At 71.2% G+C, this 15,961-nt stretch carries 14 protein-coding genes; 10 read left to right on the forward strand and 4 right to left on the reverse strand.

Annotation, left to right across the window (positions count from 1 at the left end; genetic code table 11):
• Positions 1 to 5: 5 nt before the first annotated feature.
• Positions 6 to 1,016 carry a helix-turn-helix transcriptional regulator gene (locus tag ACIBAG_RS12895; RefSeq protein WP_399104519.1) on the reverse strand — a complete coding sequence of 337 codons (1,011 nt, stop codon included), beginning with the start codon at positions 1,014 to 1,016 and terminating at the stop codon, positions 6 to 8.
• 318 nt (positions 1,017 to 1,334) lie between these two features.
• On the opposite strand from ACIBAG_RS12895, the gene ACIBAG_RS12900 reads away from it, so the two are divergent.
• Positions 1,335 to 1,670 (forward strand): hypothetical protein, encoded by a 336-nt coding sequence (locus ACIBAG_RS12900; protein WP_250088631.1) that lies wholly within the window; start codon positions 1,335 to 1,337, stop codon positions 1,668 to 1,670.
• Between the two features lie 175 nt (positions 1,671 to 1,845).
• Here the strand turns inward: ACIBAG_RS12900 and ACIBAG_RS12905 are convergent, their stop codons facing one another.
• Positions 1,846 to 2,259 (reverse strand): pyridoxamine 5'-phosphate oxidase family protein, encoded by a 414-nt coding sequence (locus tag ACIBAG_RS12905; protein ID WP_399104145.1) that lies wholly within the window; start codon positions 2,257 to 2,259, stop codon positions 1,846 to 1,848.
• 119 nt (positions 2,260 to 2,378) lie between these two features.
• Between ACIBAG_RS12905 and clpB the strand changes: the two genes are divergently transcribed.
• The gene (gene clpB / locus ACIBAG_RS12910) at positions 2,379 to 4,976 is read left to right on the forward strand and encodes an ATP-dependent chaperone ClpB (protein WP_399104147.1); all 2,598 of its coding nucleotides are present in this window, start codon (positions 2,379 to 2,381) and stop codon (positions 4,974 to 4,976) included.
• 102 nt (positions 4,977 to 5,078) lie between these two features.
• Here the strand turns inward: clpB and ACIBAG_RS12915 are convergent, their stop codons facing one another.
• Complete coding sequence (locus tag ACIBAG_RS12915; protein WP_399104149.1) at positions 5,079 to 5,522, reverse strand: hypothetical protein; 444 nt, start codon at positions 5,520 to 5,522, stop codon at positions 5,079 to 5,081.
• Positions 5,523 to 5,715: 193 nt separating this feature from the next.
• Here ACIBAG_RS12915 and ACIBAG_RS12920 point away from each other — a divergent pair, with 193 nt between their 5' ends.
• The gene (locus ACIBAG_RS12920; protein ID WP_399104151.1) at positions 5,716 to 6,243 is read left to right on the forward strand and encodes a YbjN domain-containing protein; all 528 of its coding nucleotides are present in this window, start codon (positions 5,716 to 5,718) and stop codon (positions 6,241 to 6,243) included.
• A 119-nt stretch (positions 6,244 to 6,362) separates the two neighbouring features.
• On the opposite strand, the gene ACIBAG_RS12925 is transcribed toward ACIBAG_RS12920, so the two are convergent.
• Positions 6,363 to 7,592 carry a pyridoxal phosphate-dependent aminotransferase gene (locus ACIBAG_RS12925; RefSeq protein WP_399104153.1) on the reverse strand — a complete coding sequence of 410 codons (1,230 nt, stop codon included), beginning with the start codon at positions 7,590 to 7,592 and terminating at the stop codon, positions 6,363 to 6,365.
• Between the two features lie 777 nt (positions 7,593 to 8,369).
• On the opposite strand from ACIBAG_RS12925, the gene ACIBAG_RS12930 reads away from it, so the two are divergent.
• The 7 genes from ACIBAG_RS12930 to ACIBAG_RS12960 all read left to right on the forward strand — a co-directional run bounded on the left by ACIBAG_RS12930 (position 8,370) and on the right by ACIBAG_RS12960 (position 15,860).
• Positions 8,370 to 8,945 (forward strand): DUF2617 family protein, encoded by a 576-nt coding sequence (locus ACIBAG_RS12930; RefSeq protein ID WP_399104155.1) that lies wholly within the window; start codon positions 8,370 to 8,372, stop codon positions 8,943 to 8,945.
• 81 nt (positions 8,946 to 9,026) lie between these two features.
• Entirely contained in the window at positions 9,027 to 10,670 is a 1,644-nt protein-coding gene (locus ACIBAG_RS12935) for a polyamine aminopropyltransferase (protein WP_399104157.1), read from the forward strand.
• 121 nt (positions 10,671 to 10,791) lie between these two features.
• Positions 10,792 to 11,763 (forward strand): SRPBCC domain-containing protein, encoded by a 972-nt coding sequence (locus ACIBAG_RS12940; protein WP_399104159.1) that lies wholly within the window; start codon positions 10,792 to 10,794, stop codon positions 11,761 to 11,763.
• A gap of 42 nt (positions 11,764 to 11,805) precedes the next feature.
• On the forward strand, positions 11,806 to 12,603 hold the full coding sequence (locus tag ACIBAG_RS12945) for an aldose 1-epimerase (RefSeq protein ID WP_399104161.1): 798 nt from the start codon (positions 11,806 to 11,808) through the stop codon (positions 12,601 to 12,603).
• A 10-nt stretch (positions 12,604 to 12,613) separates the two neighbouring features.
• Positions 12,614 to 13,162, forward strand: coding sequence for an orotate phosphoribosyltransferase (pyrE, locus tag ACIBAG_RS12950; RefSeq protein WP_399104163.1), 549 nt, complete (start codon positions 12,614 to 12,616; stop codon positions 13,160 to 13,162).
• A gap of 150 nt (positions 13,163 to 13,312) precedes the next feature.
• Complete coding sequence (gene fbaA, locus ACIBAG_RS12955; RefSeq protein ID WP_399104165.1) at positions 13,313 to 14,335, forward strand: class II fructose-bisphosphate aldolase; 1,023 nt, start codon at positions 13,313 to 13,315, stop codon at positions 14,333 to 14,335.
• Between the two features lie 61 nt (positions 14,336 to 14,396).
• A complete protein-coding gene (locus ACIBAG_RS12960; RefSeq protein ID WP_399104167.1) occupies positions 14,397 to 15,860 on the forward strand; it encodes an MFS transporter in 1,464 nt (487 codons plus the stop codon).
• The last annotated feature ends 101 nt before the right edge of the window (positions 15,861 to 15,961 follow it).

Here is a 15,961-nt window from a genome sequence, read left to right on the forward strand (position 1 = left end):
TTCGGTCACGGGTGGCTGTCTCCCCCTGATGGTGAGTGGTCCTTGTCCAGGATCCCCGACTGCGCTATGAGATAGCCGAGCTGAGCACGGCTGCCGCTGCCCAGCGCCTGGGCCAGTTTGGCTATGTGGGCGCGGCACGTACGGACGTTCATGCCCAGACGGCGCGCTATGGCCTCATCGACGTGGCCCTCAACCAGGAGCTTGGCGATGGAGTGCTGGATATCCGTAATGCCGTCGGGAGCGGTTTCGTAGGGGGCGCCGGCGTTCAAGGGGACGGCGCGGCTCCACATGAACTCGAACACCTTGATCAAGTAGCGGACGAGCCCGGGGTGACGCAGTTCGAGGGCGACCTGTCGGTCGTCGCGGGTGGGGATGAACGCGACGGTCTCGTCACAGATGATGAGGCGCTCGACCAGTTCGTCGATGGTCCGGTACTCCGCCTTCCCATCGGGGAAGTTGTCGACCCAGGCGAGCCTTTCGGGGCTGTACCTGGCAGTGTGCTGGTACAGGGTGCGGATCCGCACTCCCCGTTCGATCAGCGGCCTGTCGCGCTCCAGGGCCTCGATAAGCCTGCGCTCCGGGTGGCGGTGGCTCGGCTGGACCGTGAGCATCTCGTTCTGGCACTGGGCCGTCGCCAGGTCGAGCGCCTCGTTGATGCGGTCGAGCCCTTCCAAAACGGTGATCGAATGCGTGGAAGCCGTTGCCTGGGCACTGAGTGCCATGAACGGCTCGAAAGCATTAGTCAGCTCGATCGACAGCTGCCTGCGCTCCGTGATCTCGCGCTCTATGGGGTTGAGCCGCTGGGCCAAGGCGACCGATGGAGGAACCGGGCGCAGCAGGTTCGCGTCATCGGGATCGGGATGGAGCAGGGCGAACTCCATGAGGCAGGGGGCGGGCTCCACATCCGCGCGGGTGATATGTCCCGTGCGGAGCGCGTTGGCGTAAAGACGGCGCCCTTCCTCACACAGCTCCGTAGCGGTGTGGGGATGCGTCGCTTTAGTCCGATTCGTTGCCAAATCTCCACCCCCCAGGGTCCTGAACATGCAGGAACATGATGCATCGATTGTGTGGCCATGACGTGCCTGAATGAGCCATCGTCTTATCCGACGGGGGAAGAGGGGACCTTCAAGTGAGGACGAAGCCGACTATGCGTAAGAGAATGCTTCGCTCGGTGCTTGTCGCCGCCTTCTCCGCCGTTGTGGCCTTCGGAACTCTGGGTGGCTTCTCCGGCGCGAAGGGTGACGTTCGGGCGGACAGTGCCTGGTCGTTGACGGCGGACAGCGCGGCTACAGGCAATGATGTCTCGGTCAACGATGACAGTGCATGGAGCTGACGTGACCACCCCACCCGACGACCGCTCCTTCCGCCGCGAAATGGCCACCGCCTACCGCTCCGGCTGGCACTTCATCGACCTTGTCACCGCGATCCCCCACCCCGGTGACTCGTTGATGGTGACCGTCTTCGGTGAGCCGGTCGTCGTCACGCGGGACGAGGAGGAGGACGTACGGGCTTACCGGTGTCTGCGGCGGCCTCGGGGGGCGCCGCAGCCTGTGCGGTGTGCCATCCGGTACGGAATGATCTTCGTCAACCTCGATCAGCGCGACCACCGCCTGGTGGAGCCGGAGGCCCCGGCGCCAAGGACCATCTCAGCCACCCCCCGCAGTGCCTGACGCGATTCCCCCGTCGTAACAGATCGCTCAGGTGCTTCCCCCCGCAGCGGCGTCACCGTGACCTGAACACGGTGACGCCGCTGCAGTTTTCCGGGACATTTCCCCGTATCCGCCGGTTCGCGCGGTGGCCGAAACCGGGCGCCCGGTATTCAGCCACCCGCAGCGACCCGCCCGGTCAGCCTCGCCCCATCGCCCGGGTCAGCTCGATCTCGATCACCACGCGGTCGGGATTGGGCGTCGGCGTCCGCCCGTACCGCACGGCGTACCGCTGCTCGGCGTCCCTGACCCGCTCCGGCTCCGTCCGGACGTGCGCCCGCCCCTCCAGCGTCGCCCACCGCCCGCCGTCCACCTGGCAGACCGCGACGCGTGCCCCGTCCGGGCCGGCGGCCAGCACGTGGCGTACCTTCGCGCTCGACTTGAGCGTGATCACCCGAGCCAGCCGCGCCTCCGGCTCGTATGTCACCCCGACGGCCACGACATGCGGGGAGCCGTCCGGGCGCAGGGTCGTCAGGGTGCACAGGTGCCTCTCCTGCCAGAAGGTGAGGTACGGCGCGTCCGGCGCGCCCGGGTTCTGGGTGTATGCCGCCATGGCCCGGAACCTAGTCGCAGCAACCCTCCCGCGACTACCTTGAGCGGAATAGACTCAACTTTGTGTACGCTGACTCAGTCAGTACTGGGAGAAGCTGACGCCAGGAGGAGAACGGACACGTGGACGCCGAGCTGACCAACAGGAGCCGGGACGCGATCAACGCGGCCAGTAACCGGGCCCTCACCGAGGGGCACGCGGACCTCACCCCTGCCCACCTGCTCCTCGCTCTGCTCCAGGGGCAGGACAACGAGAACATCATCGACCTGCTGGCGGCCGTGGACGCCGACCAGGCCTCCGTGCGGGCCGGCGCCGAGAAGGCGCTCGCCTCACTGCCCAGCGTGACCGGGTCCACCGTCGCCCCGCCCCAGCCCAACCGCGAGCTGCTTGCGGTCATCGCCGACGCGCAGGCACGCGCCAAGGAACTCGGCGACGAGTACCTCTCCACCGAGCACCTCCTCATCGGTATCGCCGCCAAGGGCGGACAGGCCGGTGAGGTGCTGAACCAGCAGGGGGCCAGTGCGAAGAAGCTGCTGGACGCCTTCCAGAAGGCGCGCGGCGGGCGCCGGGTCACCACCGCCGACCCCGAGGGGCAGTACAAGGCGCTGGAGAAGTTCGGGACCGACTTCACCGCCGCCGCCCGGGAGGGCAAGCTCGACCCCGTCATCGGGCGCGACCAGGAGATCCGGCGGGTCGTGCAGGTCCTCTCCCGCCGTACCAAGAACAACCCCGTCCTCATCGGTGAGCCCGGCGTCGGCAAGACCGCCGTCGTCGAGGGGCTCGCCCAGCGGATCGTGAAGGGGGACGTCCCCGAGTCCCTCAAGGACAAGCGGCTCGTCGCGCTCGACATCAGCGCCATGGTCGCCGGGGCCAAGTACCGGGGTGAGTTCGAGGAGCGGCTGAAGACCGTGCTCGCGGAGATCAAGGACTCCGACGGGCAGATCATCACCTTCATCGACGAGTTGCACACCGTCGTGGGCGCCGGGGCCGGTGGGGATTCCGCCATGGACGCCGGCAACATGCTCAAGCCCATGCTCGCGCGCGGCGAGCTGCGCATGGTGGGTGCCACGACCCTCGACGAGTACCGGGAGCGGATCGAGAAGGACCCCGCGCTGGAGCGGCGCTTCCAGCAGGTGCTGGTGGCCGAGCCGACCGTCGAGGACACCATCGCGATCCTGCGTGGACTCAAGGGGCGCTACGAGGCCCACCACAAGGTGCAGATCGCGGACAGCGCGCTGGTGGCCGCGGCCACCCTCTCCGACCGGTACATCACTTCCCGGTTCCTGCCCGACAAGGCCATCGACCTCGTCGACGAGGCCGCCTCCCGGCTGCGCATGGAGATCGACTCGTCCCCCGTCGAGATCGACGAACTCCAGCGCGCCGTGGACCGGTTGAAGATGGAGGAGCTCGCGCTGGAGAAGGAGACCGACCCGGCCTCGCGCGAGCGCCTGGAGCGGCTGCGTCGTGACCTCGCCGACAAGGAGGAGGAGCTGCGGGGCCTGACCGCCCGCTGGGAGAAGGAGAAGCAGTCCCTCAACCGCGTCGGTGAGCTGAAGGAACGGCTCGACGAGGCGCGCGGGCAGGCCGAACGCGCCCAGCGCGACGGCGACTTCGACACCGCCAGCAAGCTGCTCTACGGCGAGATCCCGGCCCTGGAGCGGGACCTGGAGGCCGCCTCGCAGGCCGAGGAGGAGGCCGCCAAGGACACGATGGTCAAGGAGGAGGTCGGTTCGGACGACATCGCCGACACCGTCGCCGCCTGGACCGGGATTCCGGCGGGGCGGCTTCTGGAGGGCGAGACGCAGAAGCTGCTGCGCATGGAGGACGAGCTGGGCAAGCGGCTCATCGGCCAGACCGAGGCCGTGCGCGCGGTGTCGGACGCCGTACGCCGCACCCGTGCCGGCATCGCCGACCCCGACCGCCCGACCGGCTCCTTCCTCTTCCTCGGCCCGACCGGCGTCGGAAAGACCGAATTGGCCAAGGCCCTCGCGGACTTCCTCTTCGACGACGAGCGGGCCATGGTCCGCATCGACATGTCGGAGTACAGCGAGAAGCACAGCGTGGCCCGGCTGGTCGGCGCGCCCCCCGGGTACGTCGGCTACGAGGAGGGCGGCCAGCTGACCGAGGCGGTGCGCAGGCGGCCGTACAGCGTCGTCCTGCTCGACGAGGTCGAGAAGGCGCATCCCGAGGTCTTCGACATCCTCCTGCAGGTGCTGGACGACGGGCGGCTGACGGACGGTCAGGGCCGTACGGTCGACTTCCGCAACGCGATCCTGGTGCTGACGTCGAACCTGGGCAGCCAGTTCCTGGTCGACCCGATCACGAGTGAGGCGGAGAAGAAGGAGCAGGTGCTGGAGGTGGTCCGGGCCTCCTTCAAGCCCGAGTTCCTCAACCGCCTGGACGACCTGGTCGTCTTCTCGGCGCTGACGAAGGACGAGCTGGCCCGGATCGCCCGGCTCCAGATCGACCGCCTCGCCAAGCGACTGGCCGAGCGCCGCCTCACCCTGGAGATCAGCGACGAGGCCCTGGCCTGGCTCGCCGACGAGGGCAACGATCCGGCCTACGGCGCCCGCCCCCTGCGCCGCCTCGTCCAGACCGCCATCGGCGACCGCCTGGCCAAGGAGATCCTGTCCGGCGAGGTCAAGGACGGCGACACGGTCCGGGTGGACGCGTTCGGGGACGGCCTGATCGTGGGGCCCGCGACGGGCAAGACGCTGTAACCGTCGTGGCTGGTGGGACGGCCCCCGGGTGGGGCCGTCATCCCACGCCCGTGCGGCCATCACGCGCTCGTACGGCCATCGGGCGGTCAACCGGTCCCCTGCTCACAAGGTGAACGTGGAGAAGCGCACCAGCGCGGTGCCGGCACTCTCGTACTCCACGCTGACCTGCACGGCGTGTGCGCCCGCGTCCGGGTGGCCGCCCGGGTCGGCCACATCGAGACAGAGATCCGCGTCCCAGAGGCCGCAGGACTCCGTCTCGGGCGCCGGGGCGTCCGGATAGGTCCGCGCGAGCCAGTCGCCGACGTCCGCGCGCGGCATCCGGAAGGCCGCGCTGTAGTGGATGTCCTGGAAGCCCTGCACCTCGCAGGTCCCGACGACCTGGGCGCCGTCCGGCAGCTCGGCCCCGCCGAAGTGCAGGGCGTCGGCGCAGGCGACCGGCTCGGGACCGGAGGGGCCGAACAGGTCGCCGGAGGCCGCCCAGTGCACCACCAGGGCGACGAAGCCCGCCACGACCAGTCCCGGCAACGCCACAACGGCGGCCGGCAATCCCCATCTGGTCCGGCCTCGAGGAGCCTTCTCCCCGCCCTGTGTCCCCGACATGGCACCCGTCCCTCCGTACCCCTGCCCGTTCCGACCGGCCAGATCATGTCAGCCGACGGCCGACAGGCCCCGTCAGGGCTTGCCACCCCCCTCCCCGCATGGGGGAGGATGGCGGAATCCGTACGAAGGGAAAATCACGGTGAGCATCGACCCGTCCTCGATTCCGAACTTCGGGGGCCAGCAGCCGCAGCCCGGGCCACCGCCCGGCCCCGTTGTCCCGGATCAGGACCTCGTGAAGCAGCTCCTGGACCAGATGGAGCTGAAGTACGTCGTCGACGACGAGGGTGACCTCGCGGCGCCGTGGGAGCAGTTCCGTACGTACTTCATGTTCCGCGGCGAGGGTGACCAGCAGGTCTTCTCGGTGCGGACGTTCTACGACCGGCCCCACAAGATCGACGAGAAGCCCCAGCTCCTGGAGTCGATCGACGACTGGAACCGCCGGACGCTGTGGCCCAAGGTCTACAGCCACACGCACGACGACGGCACCGTCCGCCTGATCGGCGAAGCGCAGATGCTGATCGGCACCGGCGTGAGCCTGGAACACTTCGTCTCGTCGACGGTCAGCTGGGTGCGGGCCGCCATCGAGTTCGACAAGTGGCTCGTCGAGCAGCTCGGCCTGGAGCAGGAGATCAACGACGCGGAGAACCCCGAGGACGACGAGGAGTAGTCCTCGGCACAGATCGGGCAGAGCCCGGCCAGGGCACCGGCCACCACGGCCGCGTGTCGGGGTCGGGCTCGCGCTGTTTCGGGCGGGTGTTCGTCCACAGGCTGTGGACGAACACCCGCTCAGCCCGCCAGGGACTTCAGCCGCCGCACCGCCTCCTCCAGCACGTCCGTCCGCTTGCAGAACGCGAACCGCACGAACGGCGCCCCCGCCGCCCGGTCGTCGTAGAAGACCGCGTTGGGAATGGCCACCACGCCGGCCCGCTCCGGCAGGGCGCGGCAGAAGGCGAAGCCGTCGCCCTCCTCGGACAGCGCGGCGCCGAGGGGACGGATGTCGGTGGTGATGAAATACGTGCCCGCCGGCTTGAACACCTCGAACCCCGCCTCCGCCAGCCCCGCCGCCAGCAGGTCCCGCTTGGCCAGCATGTCCTCGCGGAAGGCCGCGAAGTAGTCGTCGGGCAGGGCGAGCGCCTCGGCGACCGCGTACTGGAACGGCCCCGACGACACGTACGTCAGAAACTGCTTCGCCGACCGCACCGCCGTGACCAGGGCGGACGGCGCGGTCACCCAGCCGACCTTCCAGCCGGTGAAGGAGAACGTCTTGCCGGCCGACCCGATCGTCACCGTCCGCTCCCGCATGCCCGGGAAGGTCGCGAGCGGCAGGTGCTCGGCGTCGTCGAAGACGAGGTGCTCGTACACCTCGTCGGTGACCACGAGCAGGTCGCGCTCCACCGCCAGCTCGGCGATCGCGGTCAGCTCGGCGCGGGTGAGGACCGTGCCGGTGGGGTTGTGCGGGGTGTTGATCAGCAGCAGGCGGGTGCGGTCGGTGACGGCGGCGCGCAGCTCGTCGAGGTCGAGCCGGAAGCGCCGGTGCACGGCTCCCTCGCGCGGTTCCCCGCCCGGCCGCAGGGTGACCGGCACCCGGGTCCCGCCCGCCATCGCGATGCAGGCCGCGTACGAGTCGTAGTACGGCTCGAAGGCGATCACCTCGTCGCCGGGCTCCAGGAGGGCGAGCAGGGCGGCGGCGATGGCCTCCGTGGCGCCCGCGGTGACCAGGACCTCCGTGTCCGGGTCGTACGACAGCCCGTAGCGCCGCTCCTGGTGCGCGGCGACGGCGGTGCGCAGCTCGGGGATGCCGGGGCCCGGCGGGTACTGGTTGCCGCGCCCGTCGCGCAGCGCCCGCACCGCCGCCTCCCGGACCGCCTCGGGCCCGTCGGTGTCCGGGAAGCCCTGGCCCAGGTTGATGGCGCCGGTCCGCAGGGCCAGCGCGGACATCTCGGCGAAGATCGTCGTCCCGAACTCGGCGAGCCGGCGGTTCAGCAGGGGGCGGGAGGTGGAGGTCATGGCGGTCATCCTGCGCTCAAGCTCTGGACTTCCTCAACTCTGCTTTGGGCCGTGAGACGGCCGGGCATCTCACTCGCACGCACCGAGCGGGAGGCGCCCACGGGGGGACGCCGGGGCCCGTTTCGGGGGAACGGAAGGAGGCTGACGCCATGACCACAGTATTCGTGGGGGCGCTGGTCGCAGTCGTGTTCGTGGTGCTCGTCGTGTCCATCGCGCGGGCCGGCGCACGTCCGGCCCACCGCTCGCACGGGCGCCGGGGGAGCTCGTACGACGGCGGAGGCGGCGGCTGGTGGGCCGGCGGGGGAGACAGCGGCTCGGGGGGTTCGTCCTGCGGGAGCGGCGGCTCGTCATGCGGAGGCGGGTCGTCGTCCTGCGGAGGAGGGGGCGGGGGCGGATGCGGTGGCGGAGGCAGCTGACACGGGGCAGCTGAGCTCCCCGGGAAGGGGGAACCGCATCCGTACGGAGCGGGGCCGGTACTGGGACCGGCCCCGCTCTGGTGTTTCCCCACGGCTCGCGGTCCGAGCGGCCGCGCCCCGGCGTACGCCGGAGTTGAACAGTTGAGCTGATAAGCCCTCTGAGGGATGGAAAGCCCACGAACTTGGGTAAAAACGCTGTGGCGGCGCCACAGTTCATGATTCAGTAATTTTCACCAACGCAGCCCCTCGGACGTCCCCCGGGCACCCCTTCTGACCGGCCGACTGGACTGACCGGGCCGGCTTCCCGGTGTCGGCCGGGGTGCGCCGGAGACCGACACCTCCCTTTCCTGCGTGCTTGCGGAGCCGACCCATGCTCACGACCCTGAACACCGCCTACACCGACACGCGCGCGGCCGACCTCGCCTGGGCCCTGGGGCGGGAGCCGCTGCCCGCGCTGGCCACGCTGGACCTCGAACTGACCGGCGCGAAGCTTCAGTTGAGACTGCTCGGCGCGTCCCACCAGGTGCTCGTGGAGGAGGAGCGTGGCGTCTGCTCGGAGACGGTGGCCTGTATGCCCGGCAGCAGCACCCCGCTTCCGCTCGGGGTGGCCAAGCGGGCCGGTGACTGGGAGTACGAGTTCGCGGCCCGGGTGGAGATCCTGTCGCCAGGTCAGTTCGCGGGCCGCGCCCAGGAGTTGCTGGCCCTGGTCGCCGACCACCCGCACGGCCTGGCAGGTGTGTTCCCCGGCAGCCCGCACGCTTTCACCGCGATGCTCGCCCAGCACCACGAGGGGCAGGTGCACTGGCGGACGTGGCACGCGTATCCGCAGGACGGGCAGTTGGTGGCGACACGGACGCGGGTCGGCGTCCGGATGCCGGGGGCAGGGACAGGCCCGCCGGACCCGCCCGGCCTGCCTGGCCCGAGCGAGAGCGGCGGTCCCCACTGACGGCGACGCAAACGTGCCGCGCCTCAACAACACACGTGTGGGTGACGCTGCGTGCCGCAGGCGTAACGTACCGTCGGCAGCGTGATCGAGCCGCACGCCCCCGCCCCACCCGGCACGACGCCGCCCTGGGGCGGCAACGCGCGGCTGCCGGTGCGGCAGGGCACCGGACGGTTCCTGGTTCTCGCGTGCGTGTTCGTCTGCGCCGCGTGCGGACTCGTGTATGAACTCGAACTCGTCGCCCTCGCCTCGTACTTGATCGGCGACTCGGTCACCCAGGCCTCCGTCGTGCTCTCCGTCATGGTCTTCGCGATGGGTATCGGCTCCCTCGTCGCCAAGCGCCTGCGCCCGCTCGCCGCCGCCGGCTTCGGCGCCATCGAGGCCGTCCTCGCCCTCGTCGGCGGCTGCAGCGCGCTCGCCCTGTACGCCGTCTTCGCCTGGACCGGCGACTGGGGCGGCATGTGGGCCGACGGACCCCGCTACCTCCTCGTCGCCTTCTCCCTCACCATCGGCCTGCTCATCGGCGCCGAAGTGCCGCTGCTGATGGAGCTGATCCAGCGCATCCGGCGCCAGGACGCGGGCGGCGCGGTGGCCGACCTGTTCGCGGCGGACTACGTCGGCGCACTCGTCGGCGGCCTCGCGTTCCCCTTCCTTCTGCTGCCCCTGCTGGGCCAGTTGACCTCGGCCCTGATCACCGGCGCGGTCAACGCGGTGGCGGGCGGTGCGCTGGTCCTCGGGTTGTTCGGGGGCGACCTCACCCGCCGGGCCCGCTGGCTCCTGCTGATCGCCAACGTCACCGTGCTCGGCGTGCTCGCCGCCGCCGCCGTACTCGTCGACGACTTCGAACGGGCGGCACGGCACGAGGTGTACGGGCGGGACGTACGGGTGGCGCTCCAGACGGACGTCCAGGAGGTCGTCATCACCGGCGGCACGCACGGCCGCCCGCTCGACCTGTTCCTCGACGGCCGCCTCAGGGTCAGCGGCCGCGACGCTAGCCGCTACCACGAGGCGCTGGTCCACCCCGCGATGAACGGCGAGCACTCCCGCGTGCTGATCCTCGGCGGCGGGGACGGGCTGGCGGCGCGCGAAGTGCTGCGCCATCCCGGGGTGCACCGGGTCGATGTGGTCGAAGTCGACGCGGGGGTGGTTCGGTTGGCGCGGCACGATCCGCCCCTCTCCCGGCTCAACGGGCACGCGTACGACGACACGCGCGTCCACGTCATGACCGGCGACGCCTTCCGCTGGCTGCGGGCGGCGCCGCCGGCGACGTACGACGTCGTGATCTCGGACCTGCCGGACCCCGGCATCACGGCCAGCACCAAGCTGTACTCGCAGGAGTTCTACGGCCTCGCCCGCCGCGTCCTGACCCCGCGCGGCCGCCTAGCGGTGCACGCCGGGCCGGTCGCCTCCCGCCCCCGTGTCTTCTGGACGGTCGACACGACCCTGCGCGCCGCGGGCCTGCGCACCGCCCCGTACCGCGTCCCCGGCCACGCCTCCGGCTTCGCCTCGGGCCCGGACCGCACAGCGGGCCCGACACGCGCACCGCACGACTGGGGATTCCTCCTGGCGGGCCAGGGCAGCCGGCCGGCGCTGCGGCTCGGGGAGGGGGCGGCGGCGCCGCGGCTGGGGACGTTGACACAGAAGGGGCTGGCGGCGGCCGCGCGGGCGGCGGAGGGGACGCGGGTCGGCGGGGTGGGGGCTTCGACGTTGGTGCATCCGCGGTACTGACGGGGCGGGGAGGGGGGAGCCGTGGAGGGGCCGGTGAGGATACGCCCGGTGGGCGGCCGGGTGGGGCGAATCCCGGGACGCAGGGGTGCGTTTCGCGCCTTGCTGGGTAGGCTCGGTGACCATGGAGCATGAGGTGTTCGTTCCGGTTGTGGCCGAGCGGCTCAAGGAGGTCCTGGCCGACCCCGCCCGGGTCGCCCGGGCGGTTCCCGGGCTCCAGCAGGACGCCGGTGCCGAGCCGGTGACCGGGCGGCTGAAGGTGCGGATCGGCGGGCACACCATCACGTACCGGGGGTTCGTACGGCTCTCCGAGCGCGAGGACGGTTCGTACGCCGTCGAGGGCGACGCGACGGAGGCGCGCGGGACCGGCTCGGTGAAGCTCGCGCTCACGCTGCGGCCGATGGATGCGGAGGGCGGCTGCACGGTGCGGTTCGAGGGGACGGCCTCGGCGGACGGGCGGATCTCGGAGTTGCCGGAGGACGCGGTCGGGGCGGCTGTGACGCGGCTGCTGAGCCGGTTCGCGGAGAACCTGGGCAGTGCGGCGGCGGAGGAGCGGGCGGAGCCTGAACCGGAGCCGGCGTCGGAGTCGGCGCGGGATTCGGGGCGGGGCGGGGGCAGTGACGGCGGCGAGGACGAAGTCGCGGTGGATGCCGTCGAGGAGGCCCTCGCGCCCGGGGAGTTCGAGCCGCGGGTGACCAGCGAGTTCGAGACGACGCCGGATGCGGATGACGCGCCTGCGCCCGCGCCGGAGTCCGCGTCCGCTTTCGATGCCGAGGTGCCGCCGCCTTCGCTGGAGCCTGTTGCCGATGAGGGCGAGGGGGACGGCGAGGGCCGGGGGCAGGCCCAGGGTGAGAGCCGGGGCGAGGGCGCGGGTGGGGGCGAGCCGCCCGTTGCCGAGGCGGCGCATGCCCGGCGGACGATGATCGGGCGTAGCGCGGAGGAAGTGGATCATGCGCCGCCGCGGGGGCGGTATGCGCCGGTTCCCGCGCCGCAGACGGTCGCGCCGAACACCGCGTTGCGGTGGGCGGCTCCGGCGGCGGCGGTGGTGTTGGCGTCGGCGATCGTGGTGGGGCGGATGCTGCGGCGGCGTCGGTGAGGGCCCCTTCTGGCCCCTTGATCACCCCAGTAGGGTCGTCCCGTGAGTAACGAACACATCACGCTGACCGCGGGTGACGCGGAGGTGGACGTGCTGCCGGGGAACGGCGGGCGGGTCGGAGGGCTGCGCGTCGGGGGGACCGAGTTGTTGCGGCAGGGCGAGCGGTTCGGGTGTTTCCCGATGGTTCCCTGGTGCGGGCGGATCCGGGACGGGCGGTTCCTCGACGGGGCCGTCGTGCGGCAGATGCCGCTCAACGCCCCGCCGAACGCCATCCACGGCACCGCACGCGACGGCGTCTGGCGCGTCGCCCGCGTCGCCGAGGGCGAGGCCGTCATCACGTACGACCTGGTCGAGCCGTGGCCCTACCCGGGTCGCGTCACCCAGGTCGTCGCGCTCACCCCGGACAGCCTCAGCCTCACCATGTCCGTCGAGACGTACGAGGCCTCCTTCCCGGCGCAGATCGGCTGGCACCCCTGGTTCAACCGCAACCTCGGCGGCGAGGGCGCCCAGGACGTCCGGCTCGACTTCAGCCCCGCCTGGCAGGAGGAGCGCGGGGACGATCACCTGCCCACCGGGAACCGCGTCGAGCCGAAGCCCGGCCCCTGGGACGACTGCTTCGGCATGCCCGGAGGCGTCGACGTCACCCTCACCTGGCCGGGGCAGCTGGAGCTGACAGTGAGCAGCCGGGAGGAGTGGGTCGTCGTGTACGACGAGCAGGAGGCCGCCGTGTGCGTCGAGCCGCAGACCGGGCCGCCCAACGGGCTGAACACTCTGCCCCGGCTGGTCACGCCCCTGGAGCCGCTGGAGGCCACCACCGTCTGGAGCTGGCGACGCCTCTAAGCTGGGCTGCATGACTGATGTGCGCGGTGAGCTGCTGGAACAGATCAAGAACAAGGCCGTGGTGCACGGCAAGGTGACCCTGTCGTCGGGTCTGGAAGCCGACTACTACGTCGACCTTCGGCGGATCACCCTCGACGGGGAGGCCGCCCCGCTGGTCGGGCAGGTGCTGCTCGACCTGACCGCCGAGCTGGAGTTCGACGCGGTGGGCGGGCTGACCATGGGCGCCGACCCCGTCGCCGGCGCCATGCTGCACGCCGCCGCCGCGCGCGGCAAGCGGCTGGACGCCTTCGTCGTACGCAAGTCCGCCAAGGCGCACGGGCTGCAGCGCCGGGTCGAGGGGCCGGACATCAACGGGCGGCGCGTGCTCGTCGTCGAGGACACCTCCACCACCGGTGGCTCCCCGCTCACCGCCGTCGAGGCCGTACGCGAGGCGGGCGCCGAGGTCGTCGCCGTCGCGACCATCGTCGACCGGGCCACCGGCGCGGCCGAGAAGATCCAGGAGGGCGCGGGCGTGCCGTACCTCTTCGCGTACTCCAAGGACGAGCTCGGACTCGACTGAAACAGCCGGGCCGACAGGCGCTCGGAGCATCCCGGTTCGTCTGGAAAGATGGGGCCGACGACGACGTCACACCCCCCAAGGTCTAGGTCAGGGCCGTAAGAAGAACGCCGTACGCAGTACGTCAACCCGCACACTCCAAGGAGCGGACAGATGCCCATCGCAACCCCCGAGGTCTACAACGAGATGCTCGACCGGGCGAAGGCAGGCAAGTTCGCCTACCCGGCCATCAACGTGACCTCCTCCCAGACCCTGCACGCGGCCCTGCGCGGCTTCGCGGAGGCGGAGAGCGACGGGATCATCCAGATCTCCACGGGTGGCGCCGAGTTCCTGGGCGGTCAGCACAGCAAGGACATGGTCACCGGCGCCGTCGCCCTGGCCGAGTTCGCGCACATCGTCGCCAAGAAGTACGACATCACCGTCGCCCTGCACACGGACCACTGCCCGAAGGACAAGCTCGACGGGTACGTACGTCCGCTGCTCGCCGTCTCCGAGGAGCGCGTCGCGCGCGGCGAGAACCCGCTGTTCCAGTCCCACATGTGGGACGGGTCGGCCGAGACCCTCGCCGACAACCTGTCCATCGCGCAGGAGCTGCTGGAGCGCGCCCGCGCCGCCAAGATCATCCTTGAGGTCGAGATCACCCCGACCGGCGGCGAGGAGGACGGCGTCTCGCACGAGATCAACGACTCGCTGTACACGACCGTCGACGACGCGATTCGTACGGCTGAGGCGCTGGGGCTGGGTGAGAAGGGGCGCTACCTGCTCGCCGCCTCCTTCGGCAACGTCCACGGCGTGTACAAGCCGGGCAACGTCGTGCTCCGCCCCGAGCTGCTGAAGGAGCTCAACGAGGGCGTCGCCGCCAAGTTCGGCAAGGCGTCCCCGTTCGACTTCGTCTTCCACGGCGGCTCCGGCTCCACCGCCGAGGAGATCGCGACCGCCCTGGACAACGGCGTGGTCAAGATGAACATCGACACCGACACCCAGTACGCCTTCACCCGTCCGGTGGCGGCCCACATGTTCCAGAACTACGACGGCGTCCTGAAGGTCGACGGCGAGGTCGGCAACAAGAAGACCTACGACCCGCGCACCTGGGGCAAGCTCGCCGAGGCGAGCATGGCCGCCCGCGTGACGGAGGCCTGCGCCAACCTGCGTTCCACGGGTACGAAGCTGAAGTAGGCGACCCGTTGTTCGTGGTGAGCCCGGTGCTTCGGCGCCGGGCTCACTGTTTACTGGGGTCATGCCCGACGTCCGGCTGGCCTCACCGCAGGGCAGGTGGATCCTGCTCACCACCATCCTCGGCTCCAGCATGGCCATGCTGGACTCGACCGTCGTCAACGTCGCCCTCCCACGCATCGGTGAGGACCTCGACACCGACCTCGCCGCGCTCCAGTGGACGGTCAACGCGTACATGCTCACGCTGGCCGGCCTGATCCTGCTGGGCGGTTCGCTGGGGGACCGGTACGGGCGGCGCCGGATCTTCGTCATCGGGGTCGTGTGGTTCGCCGTCGCCTCGCTGCTGTGCGGGCTCGCCCCGAACGCCGGGGTGCTCATCGCGGCACGGGCCCTGCAGGGCATCGGGGGGGCGCTCCTCACGCCGGGCTCGCTGGCCCTCATCCAGGCGTCCTTCCATCCCGACGACCGGGGGCGGGCGGTCGGCCTGTGGTCCGGGTTCGGGGGCATCGGCGCGGCGGTCGGCCCGTTCCTGGGCGGCTGGCTGGTGGACGGGCCGGGCTGGCGCTGGGTGTTCCTTCTCAACGTCCCGCTGGCGCTGCTGTGCGCGCCGATCGCCGTACGGCATGTCCCCGAGTCGGGGGACGGCACCAAGCACGGCCGCTTCGACGTCCTCGGCGCGGCCCTCGGTGCCCTGTCCCTCGCCCTGGTGACGTACGCGCTGATCGAGGCCGGGGAAGGCTCGCCGGTCGTGGTCCTCACGGCGGTCGCGGGTGTGGTGGCCGGGGTCGCCTTCGTGGTGGTCGAGAAGCGGCGCCCCGACCCGATGATGCCGCTCGACATCTTCGCGTCCCGCCAGTTCACGGCGGTCAATCTCGTCACGCTGTGCGTGTACGCGGCCCTCGGCGGCTTCTTCTTCCTCGCCGTGATCCAGCTCCAGGTCGTCTCCGGCTACTCGGCCCTCGGCGCCGGTACGGCACTGCTGCCGACGACCCTCCTGATGCTGCTGCTCTCCGCCCGCTCCGGCGCCCTGGCCGACCGGATCGGTCCGCGCATCCCGCTCACCGTCGGGCCCCTGCTGTGCACGGCCGGCATGCTGCTGATGCTGCGCGTCGGGCCGGACGCCTCCTATGTCGCCGACGTACTGCCCGCCGTGCTGGTCCTCGGCCTCGGCCTGGTCACCCTGGTGGCCCCGCTCACCGCCACCGTCCTCGCCTCGGTGGACGTCTCGCGGGCGGGCCTGGCCAGCGGCATCAACAACGCGGCGGCCCGCGCGGCCGGCCTGGTCGCGGTGGCCGCGCTGCCGGTGCTGACCGGGATGGGCCAGGAGGCGTACCGCTCCCCGGACGCCTTCGACGAGGCCTTCGACCAGGCGATGGCCCTGTGCGCGGCCGTGCTGGCGGCGGGGGCGGTCCTCGCCTTCGCGACGGTACGGCGCCTGCCACCCGACTGCACCCGGCCCGAGTGCCGCACCCATGGCGGGGTGGTGGCACCGCCGCTGGAAGGGTCGCGCAGCAGGCGGCGGCTGTAGACGACGGCTGTAGGCGGACGGTGCCGGAGAGCCCGTCGGGCGTTCGGGGGTGCGGTCGCCGTCTCCGCCCCCCCACCCCGGCCTGCCCGACCCACCCCATG

Source organism: Streptomyces sp. NPDC051243 (assembly GCF_044455405.1).
In the GTDB taxonomy this organism is placed as follows: domain Bacteria; phylum Actinomycetota; class Actinomycetes; order Streptomycetales; family Streptomycetaceae; genus Streptomyces.

Bases quoted from the DNA above. Each gene is read 5' to 3' on its own strand.
- ACIBAG_RS12940 (WP_399104159.1), top strand. From the start codon at position 10,792: ATGGAGCATGAGGTGTTCGTTCCGGTTGTGGCCGAGCGGCTCAAGGAG.
- ACIBAG_RS12960 (WP_399104167.1), top strand. From the start codon at position 14,397: ATGCCCGACGTCCGGCTGGCCTCACCGCAGGGCAGGTGGATCCTGCTC.
- pyrE (WP_399104163.1), top strand. From the start codon at position 12,614: ATGACTGATGTGCGCGGTGAGCTGCTGGAACAGATCAAGAACAAGGCC.
- ACIBAG_RS12930 (WP_399104155.1), top strand. From the start codon at position 8,370: ATGCTCACGACCCTGAACACCGCCTACACCGACACGCGCGCGGCCGAC.
- fbaA (WP_399104165.1), top strand. From the start codon at position 13,313: ATGCCCATCGCAACCCCCGAGGTCTACAACGAGATGCTCGACCGGGCG.
- ACIBAG_RS12905 (WP_399104145.1), bottom strand. From the start codon at position 2,259: ATGGCGGCATACACCCAGAACCCGGGCGCGCCGGACGCGCCGTACCTC.
- ACIBAG_RS12925 (WP_399104153.1), bottom strand. From the start codon at position 7,592: ATGACCGCCATGACCTCCACCTCCCGCCCCCTGCTGAACCGCCGGCTC.